Below are 21936 nucleotides of genomic sequence, written 5' to 3' on the forward strand. Positions count from 1 at the left end.
TAGGGAACAAATTAACCCTCCGTAATCGTTGCCGGAAAGAGTAGGGAGGCAGGCCCGGCGAGGCAAGGCGAAACGAGGCAACTCGGCGGAACACGGCCCAGTGCGGCACGGCCCTTGAGGCCTTAAGACACCCACCACGGCGCCCGCGCAAGGCGCCTAAGGCCTCCGCCCAAGGCGTCCACGCAAAGTGCCTAACGCATCCGCTCAAGGCGTCCGCCGCGCGTTGGGTTTCCACCCCGCGCATCGCACTTCAAGGCGTCCGCCGAGTGCATCTCGCACCACCCAGCGCCGCCACGTCCCCCAGCGCCTCCCCCAGAACCTCCCCCAGGGTGGCCACCCCCTCCGCGATCTCCCCTGCCGTACGCGCCGCATAGCCGAGCACCAGCCCCGGCGCTCCCGGCCGCTGCCGGTGCCAGGACAACGGCTGCACCTTCACGCCCCGTTCAAGCGCAGCCGCTGCCCACTCCACGTCGACCACGTTGGCTCGACCGACTCGACCAACTCGGCCGACTCGACCGACTCGGCCGCAACCGGCCAGGTCCTCGGTGCCTGCTGCACCTGTCCCGTCGGCACCTGGCCCGTCGGCCTCGTCGAGCACTCCGGTCGAATCGGACCCGCGCGGCACACCGTCAGGCCCACCGGCCATGGCCACGTCGGCTTCGTCGGGCAGGCCAGCCATCGCCACGTCTACCCTGCCGGGCATGCCAGCCCTGTCGGCACCACCGGCCCCGCAGGCCGCATCGGCTGCACCTGCGGGAGCCCGGAAATCCGGCGCTCCGAAGGATGAGGTAGCCCGGAAGTCCGACACCCCGAACCGTTCCGACACCCCGAATGATTCCGACACCCCGAATGATTCCGGCGTCCCGAACGTGAGCGTCAGGTGGAGCCCCGCCGCGGCACCGTGCACGGTCGCGCCGGGCAGGTGGCGCCGGACCGCGGCGATCATTGCGTCCCGGCGCTGACGGTGGCGCCGCCGCGCCCACCGCAGCCGGCGCTCCAGTTCACCCGTCTCCATCAGCCGCGCCAGCACCAGCTGCGGTAGTACGGCGTTGCCGAGGTCCGCGAACCGCCGGGCGTCGACCAGCGCCTCCCGGTACGCCGGCGGCGCCAGCAGCCAGCCCACCCGCAGCGCCGGCGCGAGCAGCTTGGAAACGCTGCCCGCGTAACAGACCTGCTCGGGAAGGAGCGAGCGCAATGCCGCCACCGGGGGGCGGTCGTAGCGGTGCTCGGCGTCGTAGTCGTCCTCGATGATCAGCCCGCCGTCCTCCGCCGCCCAGCGCATCAGCTCCCGCCGGCGCGCACCGCCCAGCACCACGCCGGTGGGGAACTGGTGCGCCGGCGTGAGCAGCACTGCCCGCGCCCCGCTCGCACGCAGCTCCCCGACCCGCACCCCCTCCTCGTCCACCCCCACCGGCGGCGTCGCCACGCCCCAGTACCGCAGATGCTGCCGCGCCCCCAGCGACCCCGGATCCTCCACCGCGACCTCCCGGATCCCCGCGCCCCGCAGCACCTGCGCGACCAGCCCGAGCGCCTGCGCCGTACCCGCGGTGATGATCACCTCCTCCGGGTCCACCGCGATCCCCCGGTAACGCGCCAGCCAGCCGGCAACCGCCCGCCGCAGCGCCGGCGCGCCCCGCGGATCCCCGTAACCGAACCCGGCGGCCGGCAACCCGGCGAGCACCTCCCGCTCGGCCCGCAACCAGGCAGCCCGCGGAAACGCGGCCAGATCCGGTACGCCCGGCGACAGATCGACCTTTGCCGGCGCCGCCCGCATTACATCGAAAACGTCCGGTCGGAGGATGTCCGGTCCGACAACGTCCGGCCGGAAAACATCCGGCCCAACAACGCCCGGCCGGAAGGCATCTGGCCCGACGCCCGCCCCGCCCTCCGGCAATCCCCCAGACATGGCCATCCGACCGGCCGAGGGACCACCCCCCGGCGTGGCCACCCGACTGACCGAAGAACCGCCCCCCAGCGTCGTCGCCGGTGCAGCCACCACCACCGTCCCGCCCCTCCCCCGCCCCGCCAGCTGCCCGTCCTCCCCCAGACGCCGATACGCCTCCGTCACCACACCCCGCGAAACCCCCAGGTCAGCGGCGAGCACACGGGTCGCGGGCAACCTGCTCCCGACCGGCAGCCGGCCATCCGCGATCGCCTCCCGCAATCGCCGCGCCAGCCAGTCCGCCCGTCCCCCGGCCGGCGCCTCCCCGATGTCCAGCTGAAGAAAATCAGAGGTCCCCGCCGCCTTTATGGACCCCTCAGCCGTCCCGCCTTTGGACCTGTTCATCGATCCATTGTCCGCGCCACGCTGTGTCCCATGTCCACCACGAACCACACCCCCTCCACCCAGACCCCCTCCACCAACTCCCCCTACATCCATGGCTATTCGCCCCAGGAAGCCCGCCGCCTCGGCGACCAGGCCGACACCCTGGCCGCGCTCCTGCACGCCGGTACGGCCTACGAGCCAGGCAGCCGCGTACTGGAGGCCGGCTGCGGGGTGGGCGCGCAGACCGTCCACCTCGTACGGAGCAGCCCCGGTGCCCAGATCGTCGCCGTCGACCGCTCCGCGGAGTCGCTCAACCAGGCCCGCGCCCAGGTCACGGCCCAGGCCCCCGCCGCCCCCGTCTCCTGGCACCACGCCGACCTGCGCCAACTCCCCTTCGTCGACGCCTCCTTCGACCACGTCTTCACCTGCTTCGTCCTGGAACACCTCCAGAACCCGGCGCAGGCGCTCGCCGAACTACGCCGCGTCCTACGGCCGGGCGGCACCCTCACCGCCATCGAGGGCGACCACGGCTCGGCGCTCTTCCACCCGGCCAGCCCGTACGCGCAGGCGGTGATCGACCACCAGGTACGCCTCCAGTCCGCCGCCGGCGGCAACGCCCTGATCGGCCGCGAACTACACCCCCTGCTCACCCAAGCGGGGTTCGACGCGATCACGGTGCGCCCCCGCACCGTCTACGCCGACGCGTCCCGCCCCACCCTGGTGGACGGCTTCACCCGCAGGACCTTCATCGCCATGATCGAATCGGTACGCGACGAGGCGCTGTCGGCCGGGCTCACCACGACGGCCGCCTGGAACCGCGGAATCACCGACCTCCACCGCACCACCGACCCCGACGGCACCTTCCACTACACCTTCTTCAAGGCCACAGCCCTCAAGCCCCAGCCATGACCGCCGCCACGGAGTCCCCCCAGCCCTGGCCGGGAACACGACGACCGACCCACCAGTCACTGTGGAAGACCGAGAATCGTGGAAGACCGAGAGGGGACGCCGGCGGGGTGGGTGCCGGTCACCACGACGGGGTGCCGGTCACCACCTCGTCACCCACCGTCTGCACTGAGCACCCCCGTCCGCACTCATCATCCCGGCTGCACTGATCACCCTCGTCTGCACTGAGCGCCACCGGTCGAACACCCCCAGTGCCCCACGCCCACGCCCTACCCCCTACGCCTCCAACAGGCCCTCCCGACCCTCCCCACGGCTCCTCCAGCCCTCCCCCACCGCCCCGCCGACGGACCGCGAAAGACCTGAAAGGCCTGACAGAGCGAGCTGACTCAAGAACGGGCGAACGGAGGTCGGCCCGATGGCCCAACTCGCCGTCATCCCCCCATAGGCCCGCAGGTTCGAGGGCGCTAATGTCGGATTTCCAGGAACGTAACGGGGGAGGGCAGCCGCCGATGGTGCAGGACGACGCGGTGATCGGCTGCACGGGAGTGCTACTGATCGGCACTCGTGGGGCTGCCGGTCCCGGTGAGGTTCTGGTGCGGGTCAGGGGTGGCTCCGAGGCCTTTCTCGCCTGGTCCGCCGAGCCCCTTCCAGTAGGGGCAACCGTGCTCGTGATCGAGTCCCGTGGCAATCGCCAGGTCGAGGTCATGGAGTGGACCGATCCGTTGGACGCGTTGACCGGCGACGCCGGCAACGCCGGTTGAGGAGACGAAGATGTTCGGTTACCGCGTTCCGGCCCCAGATCAAGCCATGCTGATCTCGGGTGGCAGGCGTGGACAGGGCGGCGCGCCATTCCGGGTGGTGACCGGTCATGGCAAGTTCGTCCTGCCGGTCTTCCGCAAGGTCCGCTTCCTGACCCTGGCGATGTGCGAGGCAGAGGTCGCCGAGACCTGTGTGACCCGGCAGGGCATTTCGCTCACGGTCCGTGCCGTGATCGCGTTCAAGGTCGGCAACGACACCGAGAGCGTGGTCAACGCCGGCCAGCGATTCCTGTCCGACCAGGATCAGATGTCGGTCCTGACCGGCCGGATCTTCGCCGGCCACCTGCGTTCCATCATCGGTTCGATGACGGTCGAGGAGATCGTCACCGAGCGCCAGAAGCTGGCCACCGAGGTCCTGGAGACGTCCAAGACCGAAATGGCCAAGATCGGTCTGATCGTCGACTCGCTGCAGATCCAGTCCATCGACGACGGCGACACCGGCTACATCGAGGCGATGTCCGCCCCGCACAAGGCCGCCATCCAGCGCCAGGCCCAGATCGCCCAGGCCCAGGCGACCCAGGCCGCGGTCGAGGCGCAGCAGGAGGCCGCCCGTAATCAGGCCGAGTACAACCGGCAGACCGCGGTCGTCCAGGCCGAGTACTCCGCCGAGGTGGACCGTGCCCAGGCCCGCGCGGCCCAGGCCGGCCCGCTCGCCCAGGCCCACGCACAGCAAGAGGTCCTGGCCGCCCAGACCGAACTCGCCGAACGCCGCGCCCGGCTCCGCCAGCAGGAACTGGTCGCCGAGGTCGTCAAGCCCGCCGAGGCCGAGGCGGAACGCATCAAGCTCCTGGCCACGGCCGAGGCCGAGCGCATGAAGATCCAGGCCGAGGCCGCCGCCTCGTACGACCGTGTGGCCCTGGACCGCATGCTCATCGACCAGCTTCCCCAGATCGTCAAGGAAGCCTCCGCGGGCCTGTCCAACGCCAACGTCAACGTCCTCAACGGCACCGACGGCCTCGGTGAAATCGCCGCCGGCCTCGTCGGCCAGGGCCTCACCATCCTCGACTCGGTCCGCCGCAACCTCGGCACCCCCGACAACCAGTCCCCCACCAAGTCCTCCACCACCTCCACCTCCACTCCCACCCCGAACTCCCCGTCCAACCCCAACCCGTCCGGGCGCGTGGAAATCGAATAGCCACCGCCCGGGGGCGGCGGCTTGGGGGCGGCGGCTGCGGGGGCGGCGACCTCGGGGGTGGTGCCCGCGGGGTCGGCGACCCGGGGGGCGCCGCTGGTGGGGCCGCCGACCCCAGGTTGGGCAACCCCGTGGCCGGCGCCCCAGGGCCAGCACCCGTCCCACGGCCGGGCGCTCACCCCACCCAGCCCCGACCAGGGAGCCACCGCCCCAGCCCACTCCCAAACCCATCACAATGAGCGACCCTCACCCCGGAACGAACAACTCTCCGTAATCGTTGCCGGAATAAGGAGGCACACGCGAGGCCAACCACCCGGGAAGGAGGCCCACTTCACCGACATCGCCGAGGGCCGGGTGCCGCACCCCGCCCGCGCCAATGCCGACGTCCCGCGCTACCCAAGCTCACAAGAGCCTGCCCTCGGAACCGCCACGACTCCGACATCGCCGCCACCGTCTACGAACGCCACCCCACCCGGGCCCGCCCAGCCCCCAGCCACCTGCCCCGTACCCCGCCCCCGCCTTCCTGCGCCCGCCACCAACCGTCCTCGGGCTACGTCCTCAAGCTCCCCGGCGCCGCTGGCGTTCCTCCTCGGCGTGCTTGTGTCGGGCGTAGCCGACCAGGTGGTTCAGGACGGCGACGGTGGCGGCGATGTCGGAGTCGTCGAAGTCGGCAAGAGCGTCGCGCAGGCCGGCCTGACTGGTCTGCTGGAGACGCTGGAGGACGGCCTTGCCGTGCGGGGTGATGGCCACCTTCCGAGCGCGCCGATCCAGCGAGTCCTGGGTACGTTCGACCAGGTCCTGCGCCTCCAACTGGCTGATCTGTCGCGTGACATGCGGCGGCTCGACCATCAGCAGCTCGGCGAGATCGCCGACCCGGCACGTGCCACCGCTGTCCTCCAGCGCCATCAACAGCCAGAGGTCGGAGCGGGCCGCCGTCACGCCCGCCTGAGTCGCCTGGCGCTCGTGCGCCCGTGAACGGGTGAGCAGATACGACAGCGTGGCCAGCACCCTTTGCAGCGCGGCGGTGGGGTCCTGGTCCATTCCGGGGTCCGGCATGCAGGCACTTTAGCGGCCCTTGGGATTCCGGAACCCTTGCCGCATACCAGGATCAGCCCTGCTCAGTACCTGTTTCCACACCGGTTCCCGTACCCCAGCCGTACCGGGTCTCGCACCCGAGCCGTGCCGGCTCCCGCACCCGATCCGTACCGGACTCGTACCCGATTCGTGGCCGGTCTCGTACCCGATCCGTGCCGTGCCGACCCCGTACCCGATTCGTCCCGAATCGCCGAGCTGGGCCGCACCAGGTTTCCTACTCGTCACCCTTTACCCGCCATCTCCTACTCGTTTCCGTTCCTGGCTCATGGCTTTCGTTCCTGGCTCCTGGCTTTCGTTCCTGATTCCGTAGGGGCCGCGCAGCCCGAGCGGTGCCGGTCGCCGCGCCGCCCGAACCTGTCCACGTCGCTGCAACTTGTCCAGCGCTACTGCAACTTCCCTGCCTCCTATGACAGTTCGGCGCCTTTGGCGGCGTCTGCAGCGGTTCGCCCCTGCGGCCGGTAGAGAGCCGTCCCTGCGGCCGGTAGAGAGCCGCCCCCGCGGTCAGGGCGAGAGGCGGTCCCTGGCTGGGCTTGGTTTTGAGCCAACCTTGGGGAGGCTCGGATCTTTCCTTCCGTGGCTTGCTGGCGCTGGGTTAGCGTGTGAACGGTTAGTTGCTTAACTTAGGTAAGTAGTTGTGCCGCGTGCTGTTCTGAAGTTGTGCCAGTGCGCGTGCCTGCAACGTCCCGTCGAGGAGTGGCGCCACCCCGCAGCGTTGGTCACGGCAGTGCCGTGTCCCGATCGTGGAAGGACCAGCCGCATGACGACCGTAGAACCCACACCCATCGACGTGGAGCAGAGCGCCGGGAACGTCGGCACCTCCGGGGACGTCGGTACCTCCGGGAACACCGAAACCACGGGCGCTCTTGGCACCAGCCGTAGTACCAGCATGCTCGGCACCGCTAGCACGTTCCGCACCTCCAGCACCTCCAGCACCTCCAGCACCGCCTCCAGCATCGCCAGCACCCTCCATGCCTCCAGGACCTCCAGCACCGTCAGTGACGCGAGCGGCGGTGGTGGCGTCAGTGAGGGTGGGCTGGTGGTGCCGGTGGGGAGGGGGGAAGGGTGTCCGTTTGATCCGCCGGCGGGGGTGGAGAGGGCGCGGCGGGAGCAGCCGGTGGTGCGGGCGACGTTGTGGGACGGGTCGTCGTGTTGGCTGGTCACGCGGCATGAGGATGTGCGGGCGGTGCTCGGGGACCCGAGGTTCAGTGCTGATGCGACGCGGCCCGGGTTTCCGTTCCTCACGGCTGGTGGGCGGGAAATCGTCACCAAGAAACCCACCTTCATCCGCCAGGACGACCCCGAGCACGCGCGGCTGCGCCGGATGCTCACCGCTGACTTCATGGTCAAGAAGGTCGAGGCGATGCGCCCCGAGGTGCAGCGCATCGCGGACGAGCTGCTCGACCGGATGACCGACGGGCGGACCGCGGCGGACCTGGTGGCCGAATTTGCGCTGCCGTTGCCCTCGTTGGTGATCTGCCTGCTGCTGGGCGTGCCGTACGAGGACCATGAGTTCTTCCAGAAGCGCAGCGGCATCCTGCTCAGCCTTCGGTCCGGGCCCGAGGAGATCCGGACGGCGCAGCAGGAACTGCATGAGTACCTTGTCCGGCTCGCCCGGGCCAAGCGGGAGCGGCCGGACGACGCCATTGTCAGCCGGCTGGTTGCCCGGGGCGAGCTCGATGATGACGAAATCGCCTCCATAGGGCGGCTGTTGCTGGTCGCCGGCCATGAGACGACCGCCAACATGACGGCCCTCTCCACGCTCGCGCTGCTCCGTAACCCCGGCCAGATGGCCCGGCTGCGTACGGATCCGTCGCTGATCAAGGGCGCCGTGGAGGAGCTGCTGCGCTATCTGACGATCGTCCACAACGGTCTGCCGCGGATCGCCACCGAGGACGTCACCGTCGGTGGCGTCACCATCCGTGCCGGCGAGGGCGTGCTGTGCACGCTCAACAGTGCCAACCGGGACGAGGACGTCTTCCCCGGCGGGGACGTTCTCGATGTCGGCAGGGACGCCCGTCGTCATGTCGCGTTCGGTTTCGGCGTTCATCAGTGCCTGGGGCAGCCGCTTGCCAGGGTGGAGTTGCAGATCGCCCTGGAGACGTTGCTTCGCCGGCTGCCGGAGCTGCGGCTCGACGTTCCCTTCGAGGAGGTCCGCTTCCGGCATGACATGGGGGTTTACGGGGTGTATGCGCTGCCGGTCGCGTGGTGAGTGAGCCGGGGCGCTCCCATGTCTGGCCGGGCCGGCTGGCCTTAGGGGGCTAGTTGGGCCTTGGGGGGCCAGTTGGGCTTTGGGTGGCCAGTTGGGCCTCGGGTGGTCGGCTGGGCCTTGGGGGCCCAGTTGGGCCTCGGCTGGCGCGCTGAGCCCGTACGTCGCTCCGGTCCTCGCCCGGCCTTCGCCCCGGCTGTTTATCCGGCCTTTTATCCGGCCTTCGATCCTTCCGTTTGGCCTGCCGCTGGTGCAGGTGCACCACCGTTTTTGTCATCACTGAGGAGAGAGAGTCATGCGCGTCCACATTGATCAGGAGAAGTGCTGTGGGGCCGGGAGCTGTGTGCTGTCCGCGCCCGAGGTGTTCGACCAGCGGGAGGAGGACGGCATCGTCGAGCTGCTGGATGCGGCGCCGCCGGCCGAGCTGCATGACGCGGTACGGGAGGCCGCGGCGATCTGCCCGGCGGCCGCGATCACCGTGGAGCAGGTCGAGCGGGTGTAGCCCACGGCTTCGGGGCACCACCTCTTCGGTGCGCCACAGCTTCGGGGCCCAGCGCGTCGGGACGCCGTCGCGTCGGGGACGCACGGCTTCGGGTACGCACCGCTCGGCGTGCCTCCGCTTCGTACGGAGTTGCACCCGCTGGATCGATTCGGCAGCACTCCTTCGTGTGACGGGCACATCGTCGGGCGTGCGTATGGGCAGCTCGCATTCCGCGCGAGGGGTGTCGAGCCCCTGCGGGAGAAGAGGGAAGGAAGCTGCCCATGCATCTGTCCGAGAGCGTGTCCGAAGGCGTGTCCGCAGGCATGTCCGCAGGCCGCCCGTCCGCAGGCCGCCTGCCCGCAGGCCGCCCGCCCGTAGGCCGCCTGTCCGTACGCCGCCCGCCCGTAGGCCGCCCGTCCGTTGGTCTGTCCGAGAGGGGAACCGTGAGCCGGGCCGAGAAGGGGGCCGGGCGTCGGGCCGTGCGGCTTCGGCGTACCGTCACTGCCGCTGCCACGGCTCTCGGGGCGCTTGCGCTCGCCGTGGCATTGCCGGCGTCGGCGGCCGGGGCGGCGACCGGGCCGTTCAGCTACGTCTACGACGACGCGGCCGGTGAGCCGCGCGTGGGGCTACTGGCCGATCCGCCCAGCCTGGAGTGCATCACGCTGCCCGAGGTCGCCGACCCGGCCGTTCCGCCCGCGCACACGCCGAGGAACTACACCGCCTCCACGGCAACGGTCTTCGCCGGCGCCGACTGCACGGGTGACTACTTCAGCCTCCGGCCGAACGGCGGCCATGCCTCCGAGCGTCTGAAGGTCCGGTCGGTCGTCTTCTCCTGAGAGCCGGCTTGGGGTCCTGTCTGAGGACCTCCGTCAGGTCCCACTTGGGGTGCTGCTTGGGGGGCTGCATGGGGTCCCGCTTGGGGTCCCACTTGAGGTGCTGCTTGGGCTGCTGCTCGAGGTCCCGCTGGGGGCCTCCCTCCGACCAGCCCCCCAGCTCCTCCCCCCAAAGCCCCGCCGCAAGGTGGTTCCGCCAGTACTAGGCCTGCTGTGCATATGTTGAACGGTGCACTGGTCAGGGAAAGCGGAACCACGCATTCTCGTGGGCATGACCCACACCTCTGTCTCTGCGTACGCCGCACCCGCCCCGAAAGCACCGCTGGAGCGGACCACGATTCCGCGCCGCGAGCTGGGGGCCCACGACATCCTGATCGAGATCAAGTACGCCGGCATCTGCCACTCCGACATCCACACCGTGCGCGCCGAGTGGGGCGACGGCGGGAACTTCCCGATCGTCCCCGGTCATGAGATCGCCGGCGTGGTGGCCGAGGTCGGCGCCGAGGTCACCCGTTACCGGACGGGTGACCGGGTCGGCGTCGGCTGTTTCGTCGATTCCTGCCGCGAGTGCGACAACTGCCGCGCGGGCCTGCAGCAGTACTGCACCGGTGAGCTCGGCAACGTCGGTACGTATGCCGCGACCGGCCGGGACGGCGAGCCCACATACGGCGGTTACTCGACGCACCTCGTGGTGGACGAGAACTACGCGCTGCGCATCCCCGACTCCCTCCCCCTGGACGCCGCCGCTCCGCTGCTCTGCGCCGGCATCACCCTCTACTCCCCGCTCGCCCACTGGAAGGCCGGTCCCGGCAAGAAGGTGGCCGTGGTCGGTCTGGGCGGCCTCGGGCACATGGGCGTGAAGATCGCGCATGCGATGGGCGCGGAGGTCACCGTGCTGAGCCAGTCGCTGCGCAAGAAGGACGACGGCCTGCGGCTGGGCGCGGACCACTATTACGCGACCTCCGACCCGGCCACGTTCGAGCAGCTCGCGGGCACCTTCGACCTGATCGTCAACACCGTCTCGGCGAACCTGGACCTGAACGCGTACCTCGGGCTGCTGCGCACCGACGGCACCCTGGTCCAGGTCGGTGCGCCGGAACACCCGCTGCCGGTCGCGCCGTTCGCGCTGATCCCGGGGCGGAAGTCGCTCGCCGGGTCGATGATCGGTGGCATCCCGGAGACGCAGGAGATGCTGGACTTCTGTGGTGAGCACGGGCTGGGCGCGGACATCGAGGTGATCAGCGCGGACCAGATCAATGAGGCGTACGAGCGGGTGCTGGCGAGCGATGTGCGGTACCGGTTCGTGATCGACGCGTCGACGATCTGAGGCGGCAAGCGCGCACGTGCGGCACGTACGGCACGTGCGGCGGGGGCCGTGGGCCAGGGGGCAGGGGGCAGGGGGCAGGGGGCGTGGACCATCGGCCGTCGGCCCCCGGCCGTCTGCGGGAATCTGAGGTACGCGGAAGAAATCCGGGTGCGTGCGGCAACCCCCGTGTCCGCCGGGCGTCGTCAGGGGTGAGGGCGCCAATCGGCGCCGCCCTTCGACGCATGAACGTGGAGCAGCCGACCGTGACCCTGAAGCACACCCCGTTCCCCACCACGGCCCACACCGACCACACCGACCACACAAACGCCAGCCCGGGCCACGCCTCGTGCACCACCACGGGGCACGGCCCCTCCCCCGCCAAGCGGGCGGCCCGTGCCCGCGGCGGACTCGTCGCGGCGCTCGCGCTGGCCGTCGTACCGGTGCTTGCCGTCCCGGTGGTGGCCGCCGGGTCGGCGTACGCCGCGGAACGTTCGCCGGCCGCCGGCGCGTCCGCGGTCCCGAGTGCCCGGCCCACCACGCCCGGCCACGAACCGACCGCCGTGCCCACGTCCGCCCGTCCGGAGCCGACCGCGCCGCCTTCCTCCTCTTCCTCCTCCCACCCGGAGCCGTCCGCCTCGCCCACCCGGCCGGGGCCCCGGCCGACCACGGCGGCGCCCAGCCCCAGCCTGCCGCCCACCTCTACGCCGAGCGCCAGGCCGAGCGCCGTTCCATCGTCCGCGCCCGCCGAGGGCGGTAAGCAACTCGCGCGTACCGGCGCCTCGTCCGGCACCACCGCGGCGATCGGCGGCATAGCGGCCGCGCTGATCGCCGCGGGCGGCACCGGCGTCTACGCGGTCCGCCGCCGGCGCGGCTGAGCAGTCCGCGCCGCCCGCCCCGGTACGTACGCCCATGGAGTACTCCGCAGCCGCCTGCCCCGCCCCGGCCCGGTTCGCCGTGCCGGGGCTCCGGCGTGCCCGGTGGCGGTCGCTGTTGCCCGCACGATGGCCGCTGCCCGCGCGCGAGGGGCGGGCACTGCCCGTGGGAGTGCGAGGGCTGCTGCACACCATCCGGCCGCCCGCCACCCACCACGACACGCCCCACCACCACACGCCCCACCAGGACACACTCCACCCCAGCACGCCCCACCACAGCGCACCCCATTCCCCTCGCGACGCCTCCGCGCCCCCGCCGCCCGAATCCCCTCCCACCATCAGCGAGCTCTACCACGCGCAGCGGCTCGCCATGGTGCGGCTGGCGGTGCTGTTGGTCGACGACCGGGCAACCGCGGAGGACGTCGTCCAGGACGCGTTCACCGCGCTCTACAAGCGGCACGGCGAGCGGCTCACGGATGTCGACAATGCGCTGGCCTATCTGCGTACCGCGGTCGTGAACGCCGCCCGTTCGGTGCTGCGGCGCCGGCGTACCGCGCGTGACTACACCCCGCCCTACGAGGCGGACGCGCCGTCCGCCGAGGAGCGGATCGTGCTGGACGAGGAGCACCGCGAGGTGTTCGCCGCGCTGAGCGGACTGACCGCGCGCCGCCGGGAGGTGCTCGTGCTGCGTTACTGGGGCGACCTGACGGAGGCTCAGATCGCGGCCACGCTGGGGATCAGCCGCGGTGCGGTGAAGTCGATCGCCAGCCGGGCGCTGGACTCCCTGGAGAAGATCTTGGCGGGACGATCATGAACGAGGGGTCGGTCATGACGAGGTGTGGTCATGAACGAGGTGCGGTCATGAGCGAGGGGGCGGTCATGAACGAGGTGGCGGTCATGGACGAGGCGTCGGTCGTGGACGAGGGATCGGTCATGAACGAGGTGCGGTCATGAACAAGGAGAAGGCCGGGCTCGGGGACGCGGAGAAGGCACGGCCCGGGAACGCGGAGAAGGCACCGCCCGCGGACGTACGGCCGGTGGAGGAGCGGTTGCGGCGGGCCTTCGCGGCGCGTGCGGAGAGCATCGACGTGCGGGATCTGCGGCCGGCCGCGCCGCCGGGACCGCAGTCGTACCCGGCACGGCGGCCGGCCGACCCGATACGGCCCCAGCACCGGCCCCGGCACCGGCCCCTCCCCCTCCCCTCGTGGCTGCGTCAGTTCTGGCGGCGTCAATTCGGGGGGCGTCAGTTCTGGGGGCGTCAATTCGGGGGGCGTCCCGCCTGGTTGCGCCGCTTCGGGCTGCCGTTGGCCGCGGCCGTCGCGGTCGTGGCCGTCGTCTTCGGTTATCTCGTGGCCGCTCCCGGTGCGTCCCCGGGACCGTCCGACCGGCCGGCCCCCGCGAAGCCGCCGCGGCCGGTCGGCCCGACGCCGTCGCCGTCGCTCCCCGGGCCGCCCACCGGCCGGCCGGACGGGCCGTCGCCGGGCGGGCCCTCCGCGTACCCCTCCCCCAGCCGTACTTTCCCGGGCAGTGGCGCCCCCGACGGTGCGTCACCAGGCATCACCACCCCGGGCAGGACGTCCGGGCCCGCCGCCTCGCCGGGGCCGGACGGCGAGCCGTCCGGGGCGCCGCGCACCGAGCCTCCGGAGCCGCCGCGGAGCAGCGGTACGGCCCGCCCGCCGGCCACTCCCAGCGCCACCACGAGCAGCGTGCCGACCACGCAGAGCAGGGTGAACACATCGCCGACCGCGCCGTAGACCGTCTCGGTGCGCGGCTGAACGGGCAGTTGGGCGACGAGGGTCTGCCGGTCCGCGGTGAAGTAGTCCGCCGTGGAGCGGACGCGGCCCTGGTGGTCGACGGCGGTGGCGACGCCGTGCACGGACTGCCGGATCATGGCGTAGCCGTATTCGACGGACCGGAGGACGGCCCGCTGGGCGTGCAGCGCGTCGAAGCCGGGCCAGTCGTTGGCCGGCACCATGACCAGGGCGGCTTCCTTGTCGGCCGCCTGCCGCATCAGGGCGGGGAAGTCGGCGTCGTAGCAGATCACGTTCGCCAGCCGCCCGTACGGCGAGGCGGCGACCGGTACGTCCCCCTTGCCGGGCCGCATCCGCTCCATGGGGGTGGGGTGGGTCTTGTCGTACGTCCAGGCGACCTTGCCGTCCGGGGTGACCAGTGCGGCGACGTTCCGTACGTAAGGGGCCTGCGGGACGAAGAGTTCGTAGGCGGCGTCGACATGGACGTGGTGGGTCCGGGCGATCGCGGCGATCCGGCCGAGCAGCCGCCGCTCGTCGGCCGCGAGGACCCCGGCCTGGGTCTCCGGCCACACCACGATGCGGGCCCCGGCCCGTGCCTCCCGTTCGGTGCTCGCCACCAGGTCGTCGGCAACCGGGGCCAGCGCCGCGCGGACCCGTTCGGGGGCGGCCCGGACCAGTTGCCGCGGCCGGTACGGCTGCAGGCCGCCGGCGCGCATCGCCCGCTCGGTGGCCCGTTCCGCGGCGCGGCCGGCGCTGATGCCCGCGATGCGTACGGTCTTCGTCGTCGGCGGGAAGAAGAGCAGCCGTACGCCGCCGGCGGCCAGGACGACGGCGAGCACCGCGGCCCACACCAGTGCGCCACGCCGGATCTCCCGCCCGTGGAAGCCGCGCTGCCACGCCCAGTGGGCCGTCGAGGCGGTCCAGGCGAGGACGAAGCTGATGCCGTAGACGCCGGTGACGGAGGCGAGTTGGAGCAGCGGGAGGAAGCCGTGCTGGGTGAAGCCGAGCAGGCCGTAGTCGCCGAAGTCGACGAGACGGGTGAAGAGGTACTCGCCGCAGACCAGGACCGTGGGGAAGACCAGGGTGCCGGCCGCGGAGGGGGTGCGGGCGGCGACCAGCCGGTCGGCGGCGAACGCCGATGTCTGGAGGAGCGCGAGCACCGCGAACGCGCCCAGTGCGGACGGTACGAACACCAGGCCCGTCGACAGCAACCACACCAACTGACCCAGTCCCAGCGCATATCCGACGCGCAGCAGTCCGCGCCGGGCGGGCCGCAGCCGGGCGTAGCGCAGCAGGAAGACGGGGAACAGCCAGGCGGCGAGCGCCACATGCCAGTTGCTGTGTACGGCGAGGATCAGAAGGCCGACGCCCGCCCACCAGAGCCAGCGGCCGCCGGGCCGCTGCCCGGAGCGCCCGGCCTGCCCGGGGGCGGGCGGGCCCTGCGGACCGGGTGGGCGCCGCGGGCCGGTTGGGTGGCCCAGGCCCGGCGGGCGCCCCAGGCCGGGCGGGCGCCCCGGGCCGGGCGGGCGCCCGCGCGCCGCCCGCCGTGCCGCTCTTGCCGCTCTTGCCGCTCTTGCTCTTGCCGTTCCTCCTGCTCTTGCCGCTCTTGCTGTTCCTCCCGGTCCTGCACCGCCTCGGAGCCGTGTCGTTGTCGTCAGCTGCGGCATGCCGGTTTCCCTTCGCCGTGGGGTTGTTGCCTGTGGGGTCATTGCCGTGGGGTCGTGGCCGTGGGGTCGTTGCCGTCAGCTCGTGGCCGTCGGGTCGTGGCCGAAGTTTCGGCCGACGCTAGGGAGCGCGGGGCCCCGGAACCGCCGCCGTTCGGCAGGAACGACCCCCGACTTTCGTCAGGTCCACGTACGTCGGTACGGCGCACGGCAGGCCCTCATCCGCCCAACCGTCGTTCGGTCGACCGTCGTTCGTCGCTCGGCTCTCATCCGCCCAGCCGTCATTCGCCCGGTCCGCGCGCCTCGGAACCACATCCCCTCCGGCCGCGTGCCTCGGAGCCGCATTCCACCGCCCCGCATCCCCCCGCCCCTCGTTCCCCCCGCCCCTCGTTCCTCGCCCGTGGGCATTAGCCGCGCGTTAGTCGATCGGCAGCGGCGGCGCGGAAGGTCAGGTACACGCCATCGTCCGGGAGCCCTCATGCCGACGCTCTTCACCACCGCCCGCCGGGCCCTCACCGCGGCGCTGACCGTCACCGCCGTCCTCGCGCCGGTCACCGCCTGCCACGGCACCGCCGCCAACCGGCCCGACGACCCGGCCACCGCCGTCTCCCCGGCCCCCGCCTCGCCGACCGTGACGAACGGCGGCCCGCCCCGCAGCCCGGGCGGCCGGGTCGTCTGCACGCCGGAGATGCTCCGCTTCCACGCCGGGGCGCTGCCGCACCGGGCCCGCCGGATGCTGCTGACGGTCACCAACTACGCGGACCGGCCTTGCGACTTCGCCACTCCGCACCATCCGCTGCTGACCTTCGGCGAGGGCCGCCGGCCGGCCGTACCGGTGATCGCACGCAGCCGGCCGGGCTCCGTCACCACCCTCGCGCCCAATGCGACGGCCTACGCCGTGATCACCACCGGTACGGGCGGCCGCGGGCGGAAGGTCTCGCAGTTCGGGGTCGCGCTGGCCGCCCACGCCGGCCCCATCCAGGTCGGCCTGGACGACCGTGCCCCGGCCCGGGTCGATCCGCACGCCGCCCGCGTCACGTACTGGCAGCCCAGCCTGGCGGCCGCCCTGCGCTGGTGACGCGGGGCCGGCCCCTCGACTCCCGGGCGGGCGCCTCCCGGGGGGGGAAGCACGGGCACGGACTTCGAGGCGGGCCACTTCCGGGGGCGACACGGGCACGGACTCCCGTGCGGCGCCTTCACGAGAGTGGCGACACGGGCACGGACTTCCACGCGGCGCCTCCACGGGGATGGCGACACAGGCACGGGCTTCCGGGCGGGCGCCTGCCGCGGAAGACATCGACTTCCGGCCATGCGCCTGCCGGGAACGCCCGGACCCGGACCAGGTCATCGGCGGATTCGGTCCCGGTTTTCGGCAAAGATCACCTTTCCACCGCTGCGGGATGGCTGCGCCCGGTGCCGCTCGCCCGGTAGGCTTTCCGTGTGATCTTCAAGCGCATCGGAAATGGGCGGCCGTACCCCGACCACGGCCGGGAGAGCACCCGCCAGTGGGCGGATGTCGCCCCGCGCCCGGTACGCCTCGACCAGTTGGTGACCACCAAGCAGCAGCTCGACCTGGAGACGCTGCTCGCCGAGGACTCGACGTTCTACGGCGACCTCTTCGCGCACGTCGTGAAGTGGGAGGGCGATCTGTACCTGGAGGACGGTCTGCACCGCGCGGTGCGCGCCGCGCTCCAGCAGCGCCAGGTGCTGCACGCCCGCGTCCTCGAACTGGGCTGACGGGCCACCAGCACCCCACCACTGCCACCGGGCCGCGCGCCAGCCCGGCCACCTTGCACGTCCGCACCGCGGCCACCCCATACACGTCCGCGCCACGGCCGGCCCACCCCCGCCGTACCCACCTGCCGTGCACACGCCCGCCGGGCTCACCCCCGGCGGACCCACCCCGCCGCGCTCACACCTGCCGGACCCACCCCACCGCGCTCACGCCCGCCGGGCTCACCCCTACCCCCAAGCAAAAACCCACCCTTACCGCCCGAGCGGACACGTCCCCACCCAACCCACCCTGCCCGAATTGACCCTTTTGGGTTGGGTCTCACGCCACGCGTTGATCATCTAGTAGGCATGGCCTGTCACCCGCACTACGCTGCGCCCATGAGCATGCTGACGCCCCCGGGCATGGGCGGGAAGTACCGCATCAAGGGCGACAGGTATCCGCGGATGCGCCGCCCCCGCCACCGCCGCCGGATCGTCCTCACCCTCCTCGCCACGGCCTGCGCCCTCGGCCTGGTGGGCTGGGGCACCCTGCAGCTCATCGACGTCTTCGGGGGTGGGGCCCGTACGGCGCAGGCCGCCCCGGACAAGAAGCACTGCCCGGACGGCGGCCGGAAGACCGCGGTGCGGGCCACGCCCGCCGCGCAGAAACCGCCCGCCCCGGGCACCCTCACCGTCAACGTCTTCAACGCCACCCAGCGGTCCGGCCTCGCCAAGCGCACCGCCGACGAGCTCAAGAAGCGCGGCTTCAAGATCGGGAAGGTGGGCAACGCCCCGGCCGCCTACGACAAGAAGGTCAAGGGCGCCGGGATACTGCTCGGCCCCAAGGCGGCGACCGACGGCCCGCTGAAGGTGCTCGCCACCCAGCTCGCCGGCGCCGAGCAGAAGACCGACGGCCGCAAGGGCGCCGATCTCGACCTGATCATCGGCGACGCCTTCAAGAACCTCGCCACGCCGCAGGCCGCCGCCAAGTCCCTGGCCGTACTGAACCACCCGGCCCGGGAACCGGCCCACGACGCCACCTGCTGACCGTACGAAGGCCGCACAGCCCGGCGGCCACGCGATCGGGCCCCGCACCACCGGGTGGTGCGGGGCCCGATCACTGCTCGGAAAGCGCCCCTCTAAAGGCGCTGGGCGGCAAGCGCCGCTCGAAAGGCGCTCCACGGCAAGCACTGCTCGAAAAACCGAAAAGCCCGAAAGCTCGAAAGGGGAGGGGGTCAGCCCGCGGTGCCGTACATCCGGTCGCCCGCGTCGCCGAGGCCCGGCACGATGTAGCGGTCGTCGTTCAGCCGCTCGTCGACCGCCGCGGTGACCACCGTCACCGGCGTACCGGCCAGCGCCTTCTCCATCACCGCGACGCCCTCCGGCGCGGCCAGCAGGCAGATCGCGGTGACGTCGTCCGCACCGCGCTTGATCAGCTCCTGGATCGCCGCGACCAGCGTGCCGCCGGTGGCCAGCATCGGGTCGACGACGTACACCTGCCGGCCCGACAGGTCGTCGGGCATCCGCGTGGCATAGGTGTGCGCCTCGTAGGTCTCCTCGTTGCGGACCATGCCCATGAAGCCGACCTCGGCGGTGGGCAGCAGCCGCACCATGCCGTCCAGCATGCCCAGACCGGCCCGCAGGATCGGGACGACCATGGGCCGCGGGTGCGAGAGCCGCACGCCGGTGGTCGCCGTCACCGGCGTCTCGATGTCGACCTGTTCGGTGCGCACGTCCCGGGTGGCCTCGTAGGCGAGCAGGGTGACCAGCTCGTCGGCGAGCCGCCGGAAGGTGGGGGAGTCGGTGCGCTTGTCGCGCAGAGTGGTGAGTTTGTGCGCCACCAGCGGGTGGTCGACGACGTGGATCCGCATGACATCGACAGTAACCGAGCCGGCGGGCCCCGGTGCCCGCCGTGCACCGCCCGACCACCGGCCACGAGGGCGCGGCCCGGCTGGCATCACCCGACCAGATCGGGGGAAAGTGGGCACGTACGCCCGATCGTCCGTCCCGTCCTCGGGCGCAGTCCTCGCCGAGGTGGTGTGCAGCGTGCCCAACCCCCAGTGGACCGACGACACCAACAGCACCAACGACACGCACGACGCCGACAACATCCGCGACGCCCACGACGCCCACGATGCTGACAACATCCGCGCCGCCGGCAACACCGACCACGCCGGCAATGCCCGGCCCGGCGTCCGGAAGTCCGGCCGGGAAGCCGGACCTCACCCCGCCCGGGAAGCCGCGCCGGACGACGCCTCGTTCGACGGCGCCGGCACTGGAGGCGACACCGGAGGCGACACCGGCGCCCACCCCGCCCCCGACCCGGAAAGCCCCGCCCCCGACCCCCAGAGCGAGGCGGCGCGCCGACGGCGACGGGCGCAGTTCCTGCGTGAACTGCACGAGGCGAAGGAGCTCCGCAACCGCGTCCAGCCGCGCCGGGTGCGCGCCGAGCGGATGCGCCAGGCCATGCGGATGCGCTCTTTCCGCTGGTAGTCGAGGGCATTCCGCTGAGAGCGGAACAGGCCCCGGGGCCCCGTAATGCTGCGGCACGTGAGCGACATCTCTCACAACCTCCGCACGACGCAGCGTCGAAGACCCCGCGCGAACGCGTTGTTTCTGCCACGATTCCGAAGGGGCGGGACCACCGGCGTGCACGCCGCCCCGCCCCGGCCCGGCACGCCTATGACCAGTGGGAGAGTCACGGTGTACTTCGCCGCACTGCTCGCGCGCACCGAAGACGGGTGGGAAGCGAGCGATACGGAGCTCGACAATGTGGAGACGCTGACCGATCTGGCCGATCTGGCCCGAGAGGCAGCGGTCGACGATGACACGGTGGTGGCCTTGCTGGAGCAGGAGGACGCCTGGTTCGGCGTGGTCCGGGTGGACGGCGACGACGACCCCCGGATCTTCGTCTCGAACGCCGCCGTCGCGGCCCGCAGCTCGTACGGGTCATTGCTGACCGACGAACTGCTCGGCCGGGACGACACCATCGAGGACGACCTCGACAGCCTCGACCTGGACGGGACGGAGGACGGCGAACCCGGAGCTCAGGACGCGGAGACCGAGGTGGACACCGAGACCGGCACCCCGGCCCCGGCCGGCCCGCTCGGCGACGCCGGTCTCCTGGACGACCTCGGCGTCGACGAGAAGCAGCTGCTGGCCCTCGACGGCGACGCCCTCTCGGAGATCGCCGACGCCCTGGGCTGCACGGACGTACTGGAGGCCGTGCGGTAGCGGGGCCTCCAGTACGTCCGGTGGCCCGGACCGCACCGGCCGGGCCACCGGGGAAGCCCGGCGTGAAGCCCGGTGTGAGGCACGGTGTGAATCCCGGCGTGAAGCCCGTGTAGTCCTGAGGAGGCGTCCGGGGCCCGGTGGGGCGGCAGTCGCTGCCACCCGGCCCCGGCCCGGTCACCGGCGTCCGCCCCGGTCACGGACACTGGGTGGCATGAGCGCCCCCCGTTCCGGCCCGCTGCCCGACGTCCCGCCTCCCCCGGCGCCCGCTCCGCTGCCCGACCCGCAGCCCGACCCGTTGCGCGATCCCTGGATCGCGCCGATGCGGCTGGCGCTGGACGAGGCCGCCCGCGCCCCCGGGACCGGCGATGTCCCGGTGGGCGCCGTCGTGCTGTCCGCGGACGGCACCGTCCTCGGCACCGGCCACAACGAACGCGAGGCCACCGGCGACCCGACCGCGCACGCCGAGGTCCTCGCACTGCGCGCGGCGGCCCGCGAAGTCGGGGAATGGCGACTGACCGGCTGCACCCTCGTCGTCACCCTCGAACCCTGCACGATGTGCGCGGGCGCGCTCGTGCTCTCCCGGGTCGACCGGGTCGTCTACGGCGCCCGCGACGCCAAGGCCGGCGCGGCCGGCTCGCTCTGGGACGTGGTACGTGACCGACGTCTCAACCACCGCCCCGAGGTCATCACCGGCGTCCTCGAAACGGACTGCGCGGCCCTGCTCACCACGTTCTTCCGCGACCGCTGACCGGCGACGAACCCGCCGCCGACCAGCGCGGAACCCGTTGCCGACCAGGGACGAACCGGTTGCCGACCAGGGAGGAACCGGTTGCCGACCAGCGGCGGGGCCGGGTGCCCGCCTGGCCCTCGCCGCATTCGTCCCGCCCCCGGGAATCCGATTTCGGTGCACGGCCCCCCGTGGGCTAAGCTCTCTCTCGGTAGCGTGTCCGAGCGGCCGAAGGAGCGCGCCTCGAAAGCGCGTGAGGGGGCAACTCCTCCGTGGGTTCAAATCCCACCGCTACCGCTCAAGGGCAAAGGCCCCGATCCTCTCCGGATCGGGGCCTTCGTCATGTCCGGGGTGGCGGCTAGTCGTTGCGCCGACCGCGCAGTGCGCGACGGACGAAGTGCACGATCAGCCAGATCACCAGAGCGATGAGGACCAGGAAGACGACGAAGAGGACGATCAGGAAGATGCCGAGCTTCTTGAAGAAACCACGCTTCTTCTTCGTCTTGCCCTTCGACTTCCACGAGGACTTCTTGCCCTTGTAGACGTTCTTGAGGTGCGGCGTCGAGTGGTGCGAGCCGTGCGATGCGTGGAACGAGTGGAACGACCCGTGGTGGCCGTAGGCGGCGGACCGCACGGGGGCGGCGGCGACCGCGCGCACGGCCTCGGTACGGACAGTCTCGGTACGGACGACCTCGGTGCGTGCCGTCTCGGTGCGTACCGTCTCGGTGCGGCCGGCCGCCGTGGCCGGTGCGACGACGGCGGCGAGCAGGCCGGCCAGTAGCGCCAGCACCACCGCCGTACGCCTGCGGGCGGCGGACGGGCGCGGCGAACCCGAGCCGTATCGCACGGAGTTCACGGGTGCGGGTGTGGACATGGGCGTAGGCGTACGCGTGAGCGTGGGTGAGTGCGTGGGCGTGTGCGTGGACATGGTG

The 21936-nt window shown here is 71.9% G+C and carries 20 protein-coding genes and 1 tRNA gene; 16 read left to right on the top strand and 5 right to left on the bottom strand.

The genetic code is table 11. The annotated features are described in order from the left end of the window. Nucleotides 1-250: 250 nt before the first annotated feature. The gene (locus ACFV1J_RS06060; protein ID WP_385856045.1) at nucleotides 251-2287 is read right to left on the bottom strand and encodes a PLP-dependent aminotransferase family protein; all 2037 of its coding nucleotides are present in this window, start codon (nucleotides 2285-2287) and stop codon (nucleotides 251-253) included. Between the two features lie 30 nt (nucleotides 2288-2317). Between ACFV1J_RS06060 and ACFV1J_RS06065 the strand changes: the two genes are divergently transcribed. The 3 genes from ACFV1J_RS06065 (at nucleotide 2318) to ACFV1J_RS06075 (ending at nucleotide 5125) form a co-directional block, all read left to right on the top strand. Then, a complete protein-coding gene (locus tag ACFV1J_RS06065; RefSeq protein WP_385856046.1) occupies nucleotides 2318-3175 on the top strand; it encodes a methyltransferase domain-containing protein in 858 nt (285 codons plus the stop codon). A 506-nt stretch (nucleotides 3176-3681) separates the two neighbouring features. Then, nucleotides 3682-3933 carry a hypothetical protein gene (locus ACFV1J_RS06070; protein ID WP_360957627.1) on the top strand — a complete coding sequence of 84 codons (252 nt, stop codon included), beginning with the start codon at nucleotides 3682-3684 and terminating at the stop codon, nucleotides 3931-3933. A gap of 10 nt (nucleotides 3934-3943) precedes the next feature. Continuing rightward, on the top strand, nucleotides 3944-5125 hold the full coding sequence (locus ACFV1J_RS06075) for an SPFH domain-containing protein (RefSeq protein WP_385856047.1): 1182 nt from the start codon (nucleotides 3944-3946) through the stop codon (nucleotides 5123-5125). Nucleotides 5126-5680: 555 nt separating this feature from the next. Here the strand turns inward: ACFV1J_RS06075 and ACFV1J_RS06080 are convergent. Next, the gene (locus ACFV1J_RS06080; protein ID WP_385856048.1) at nucleotides 5681-6178 is read right to left on the bottom strand and encodes a MarR family winged helix-turn-helix transcriptional regulator; all 498 of its coding nucleotides are present in this window, start codon (nucleotides 6176-6178) and stop codon (nucleotides 5681-5683) included. 796 nt (nucleotides 6179-6974) lie between these two features. Between ACFV1J_RS06080 and ACFV1J_RS06085 the strand changes: the two genes are divergently transcribed. From ACFV1J_RS06085 to ACFV1J_RS06110, 6 genes are all read left to right on the top strand, one after another. Next, nucleotides 6975-8426, top strand: coding sequence for a cytochrome P450 (locus ACFV1J_RS06085; RefSeq protein ID WP_385856050.1), 1452 nt, complete (start codon nucleotides 6975-6977; stop codon nucleotides 8424-8426). Nucleotides 8427-8718: 292 nt separating this feature from the next. Next, nucleotides 8719-8925, top strand: coding sequence for a ferredoxin (locus tag ACFV1J_RS06090; protein WP_385856052.1), 207 nt, complete (start codon nucleotides 8719-8721; stop codon nucleotides 8923-8925). Between the two features lie 518 nt (nucleotides 8926-9443). After that, on the top strand, nucleotides 9444-9740 hold the full coding sequence (locus ACFV1J_RS06095; RefSeq protein ID WP_385856053.1) for a hypothetical protein: 297 nt from the start codon (nucleotides 9444-9446) through the stop codon (nucleotides 9738-9740). A gap of 268 nt (nucleotides 9741-10008) precedes the next feature. Beyond that, nucleotides 10009-11064 (top strand): NAD(P)-dependent alcohol dehydrogenase, encoded by a 1056-nt coding sequence (locus ACFV1J_RS06100; protein ID WP_385856054.1) that lies wholly within the window; start codon nucleotides 10009-10011, stop codon nucleotides 11062-11064. Nucleotides 11065-11285: 221 nt separating this feature from the next. Beyond that, on the top strand, nucleotides 11286-11918 hold the full coding sequence (locus ACFV1J_RS06105) for an LPXTG cell wall anchor domain-containing protein (protein WP_385856055.1): 633 nt from the start codon (nucleotides 11286-11288) through the stop codon (nucleotides 11916-11918). 34 nt (nucleotides 11919-11952) lie between these two features. Continuing rightward, entirely contained in the window at nucleotides 11953-12729 is a 777-nt protein-coding gene (locus ACFV1J_RS06110; RefSeq protein ID WP_385856056.1) for an RNA polymerase sigma factor, read from the top strand. Nucleotides 12730-13257: 528 nt separating this feature from the next. On the opposite strand, the gene ACFV1J_RS06115 is transcribed toward ACFV1J_RS06110, so the two are convergent. Beyond that, entirely contained in the window at nucleotides 13258-15375 is a 2118-nt protein-coding gene (locus ACFV1J_RS06115) for a nitrilase-related carbon-nitrogen hydrolase (RefSeq protein ID WP_385856057.1), read from the bottom strand. A gap of 433 nt (nucleotides 15376-15808) precedes the next feature. Here ACFV1J_RS06115 and ACFV1J_RS06120 point away from each other — a divergent pair, with 433 nt between their 5' ends. The 3 genes from ACFV1J_RS06120 (at nucleotide 15809) to ACFV1J_RS06130 (ending at nucleotide 18090) form a co-directional block, all read left to right on the top strand. Then, a complete protein-coding gene (locus tag ACFV1J_RS06120) occupies nucleotides 15809-16408 on the top strand; it encodes a DUF4232 domain-containing protein (protein WP_385856058.1) in 600 nt (199 codons plus the stop codon). Between the two features lie 362 nt (nucleotides 16409-16770). Beyond that, nucleotides 16771-17067 carry a type II toxin-antitoxin system VapB family antitoxin gene (locus tag ACFV1J_RS06125; protein ID WP_030084955.1) on the top strand — a complete coding sequence of 99 codons (297 nt, stop codon included), beginning with the start codon at nucleotides 16771-16773 and terminating at the stop codon, nucleotides 17065-17067. Nucleotides 17068-17442: 375 nt separating this feature from the next. Continuing rightward, nucleotides 17443-18090 carry a LytR C-terminal domain-containing protein gene (locus ACFV1J_RS06130; protein ID WP_385856059.1) on the top strand — a complete coding sequence of 216 codons (648 nt, stop codon included), beginning with the start codon at nucleotides 17443-17445 and terminating at the stop codon, nucleotides 18088-18090. 188 nt (nucleotides 18091-18278) lie between these two features. Here ACFV1J_RS06130 and upp read toward each other — a convergent pair whose 3' ends face one another. Next, nucleotides 18279-18914 (bottom strand): uracil phosphoribosyltransferase, encoded by a 636-nt coding sequence (upp, locus tag ACFV1J_RS06135; protein WP_030814562.1) that lies wholly within the window; start codon nucleotides 18912-18914, stop codon nucleotides 18279-18281. Between the two features lie 175 nt (nucleotides 18915-19089). Here upp and ACFV1J_RS06140 point away from each other — a divergent pair, with 175 nt between their 5' ends. The 4 genes from ACFV1J_RS06140 to ACFV1J_RS06155 all read left to right on the top strand — a co-directional run bounded on the left by ACFV1J_RS06140 (nucleotide 19090) and on the right by ACFV1J_RS06155 (nucleotide 21301). Then, on the top strand, nucleotides 19090-19536 hold the full coding sequence (locus tag ACFV1J_RS06140; protein ID WP_385856438.1) for a hypothetical protein: 447 nt from the start codon (nucleotides 19090-19092) through the stop codon (nucleotides 19534-19536). A 210-nt stretch (nucleotides 19537-19746) separates the two neighbouring features. Next, the gene (locus ACFV1J_RS06145) at nucleotides 19747-20277 is read left to right on the top strand and encodes a hypothetical protein (protein ID WP_385856420.1); all 531 of its coding nucleotides are present in this window, start codon (nucleotides 19747-19749) and stop codon (nucleotides 20275-20277) included. 211 nt (nucleotides 20278-20488) lie between these two features. Continuing rightward, nucleotides 20489-21025 (top strand): tRNA adenosine(34) deaminase TadA, encoded by a 537-nt coding sequence (tadA, locus tag ACFV1J_RS06150; RefSeq protein WP_385856060.1) that lies wholly within the window; start codon nucleotides 20489-20491, stop codon nucleotides 21023-21025. A 189-nt stretch (nucleotides 21026-21214) separates the two neighbouring features. Further along, nucleotides 21215-21301, top strand: a tRNA-Ser gene (locus ACFV1J_RS06155). Nucleotides 21302-21362: 61 nt separating this feature from the next. Here the strand turns inward: ACFV1J_RS06155 and ACFV1J_RS06160 are convergent. Continuing rightward, nucleotides 21363-21860, bottom strand: coding sequence for a hypothetical protein (locus ACFV1J_RS06160; RefSeq protein WP_385856061.1), 498 nt, complete (start codon nucleotides 21858-21860; stop codon nucleotides 21363-21365). Nucleotides 21861-21936: the final 76 nt, after the last annotated feature.

Origin of the sequence: Streptomyces sp. NPDC059649, from assembly GCF_042734445.1 — a bacterium.
Taxonomy (GTDB): domain Bacteria; phylum Actinomycetota; class Actinomycetes; order Streptomycetales; family Streptomycetaceae; genus Streptomyces.

What these genes read in the sequence shown, in the direction of transcription:
- upp (WP_030814562.1), bottom strand. Translation starts at nt 18,914, where the DNA reads ATGCGGATCCACGTCGTCGACCACCCGCTGGTGGCGCACAAACTCACC.
- ACFV1J_RS06105 (WP_385856055.1), top strand. Translation starts at nt 11,286, where the DNA reads ATGAACGTGGAGCAGCCGACCGTGACCCTGAAGCACACCCCGTTCCCC.
- ACFV1J_RS06120 (WP_385856058.1), top strand. Translation starts at nt 15,809, where the DNA reads ATGCCGACGCTCTTCACCACCGCCCGCCGGGCCCTCACCGCGGCGCTG.
- tadA (WP_385856060.1), top strand. Translation starts at nt 20,489, where the DNA reads ATGAGCGCCCCCCGTTCCGGCCCGCTGCCCGACGTCCCGCCTCCCCCG.
- ACFV1J_RS06130 (WP_385856059.1), top strand. Translation starts at nt 17,443, where the DNA reads ATGAGCATGCTGACGCCCCCGGGCATGGGCGGGAAGTACCGCATCAAG.
- ACFV1J_RS06065 (WP_385856046.1), top strand. Translation starts at nt 2,318, where the DNA reads ATGTCCACCACGAACCACACCCCCTCCACCCAGACCCCCTCCACCAAC.
- ACFV1J_RS06115 (WP_385856057.1), bottom strand. Translation starts at nt 15,375, where the DNA reads ATGACCCCACAGGCAACAACCCCACGGCGAAGGGAAACCGGCATGCCG.
- ACFV1J_RS06100 (WP_385856054.1), top strand. Translation starts at nt 10,009, where the DNA reads ATGACCCACACCTCTGTCTCTGCGTACGCCGCACCCGCCCCGAAAGCA.
- ACFV1J_RS06085 (WP_385856050.1), top strand. Translation starts at nt 6,975, where the DNA reads ATGACGACCGTAGAACCCACACCCATCGACGTGGAGCAGAGCGCCGGG.
- ACFV1J_RS06110 (WP_385856056.1), top strand. Translation starts at nt 11,953, where the DNA reads ATGGAGTACTCCGCAGCCGCCTGCCCCGCCCCGGCCCGGTTCGCCGTG.
- ACFV1J_RS06080 (WP_385856048.1), bottom strand. Translation starts at nt 6,178, where the DNA reads ATGCCGGACCCCGGAATGGACCAGGACCCCACCGCCGCGCTGCAAAGG.
- ACFV1J_RS06075 (WP_385856047.1), top strand. Translation starts at nt 3,944, where the DNA reads ATGTTCGGTTACCGCGTTCCGGCCCCAGATCAAGCCATGCTGATCTCG.
- ACFV1J_RS06090 (WP_385856052.1), top strand. Translation starts at nt 8,719, where the DNA reads ATGCGCGTCCACATTGATCAGGAGAAGTGCTGTGGGGCCGGGAGCTGT.
- ACFV1J_RS06070 (WP_360957627.1), top strand. Translation starts at nt 3,682, where the DNA reads ATGGTGCAGGACGACGCGGTGATCGGCTGCACGGGAGTGCTACTGATC.
- ACFV1J_RS06060 (WP_385856045.1), bottom strand. Translation starts at nt 2,287, where the DNA reads ATGAACAGGTCCAAAGGCGGGACGGCTGAGGGGTCCATAAAGGCGGCG.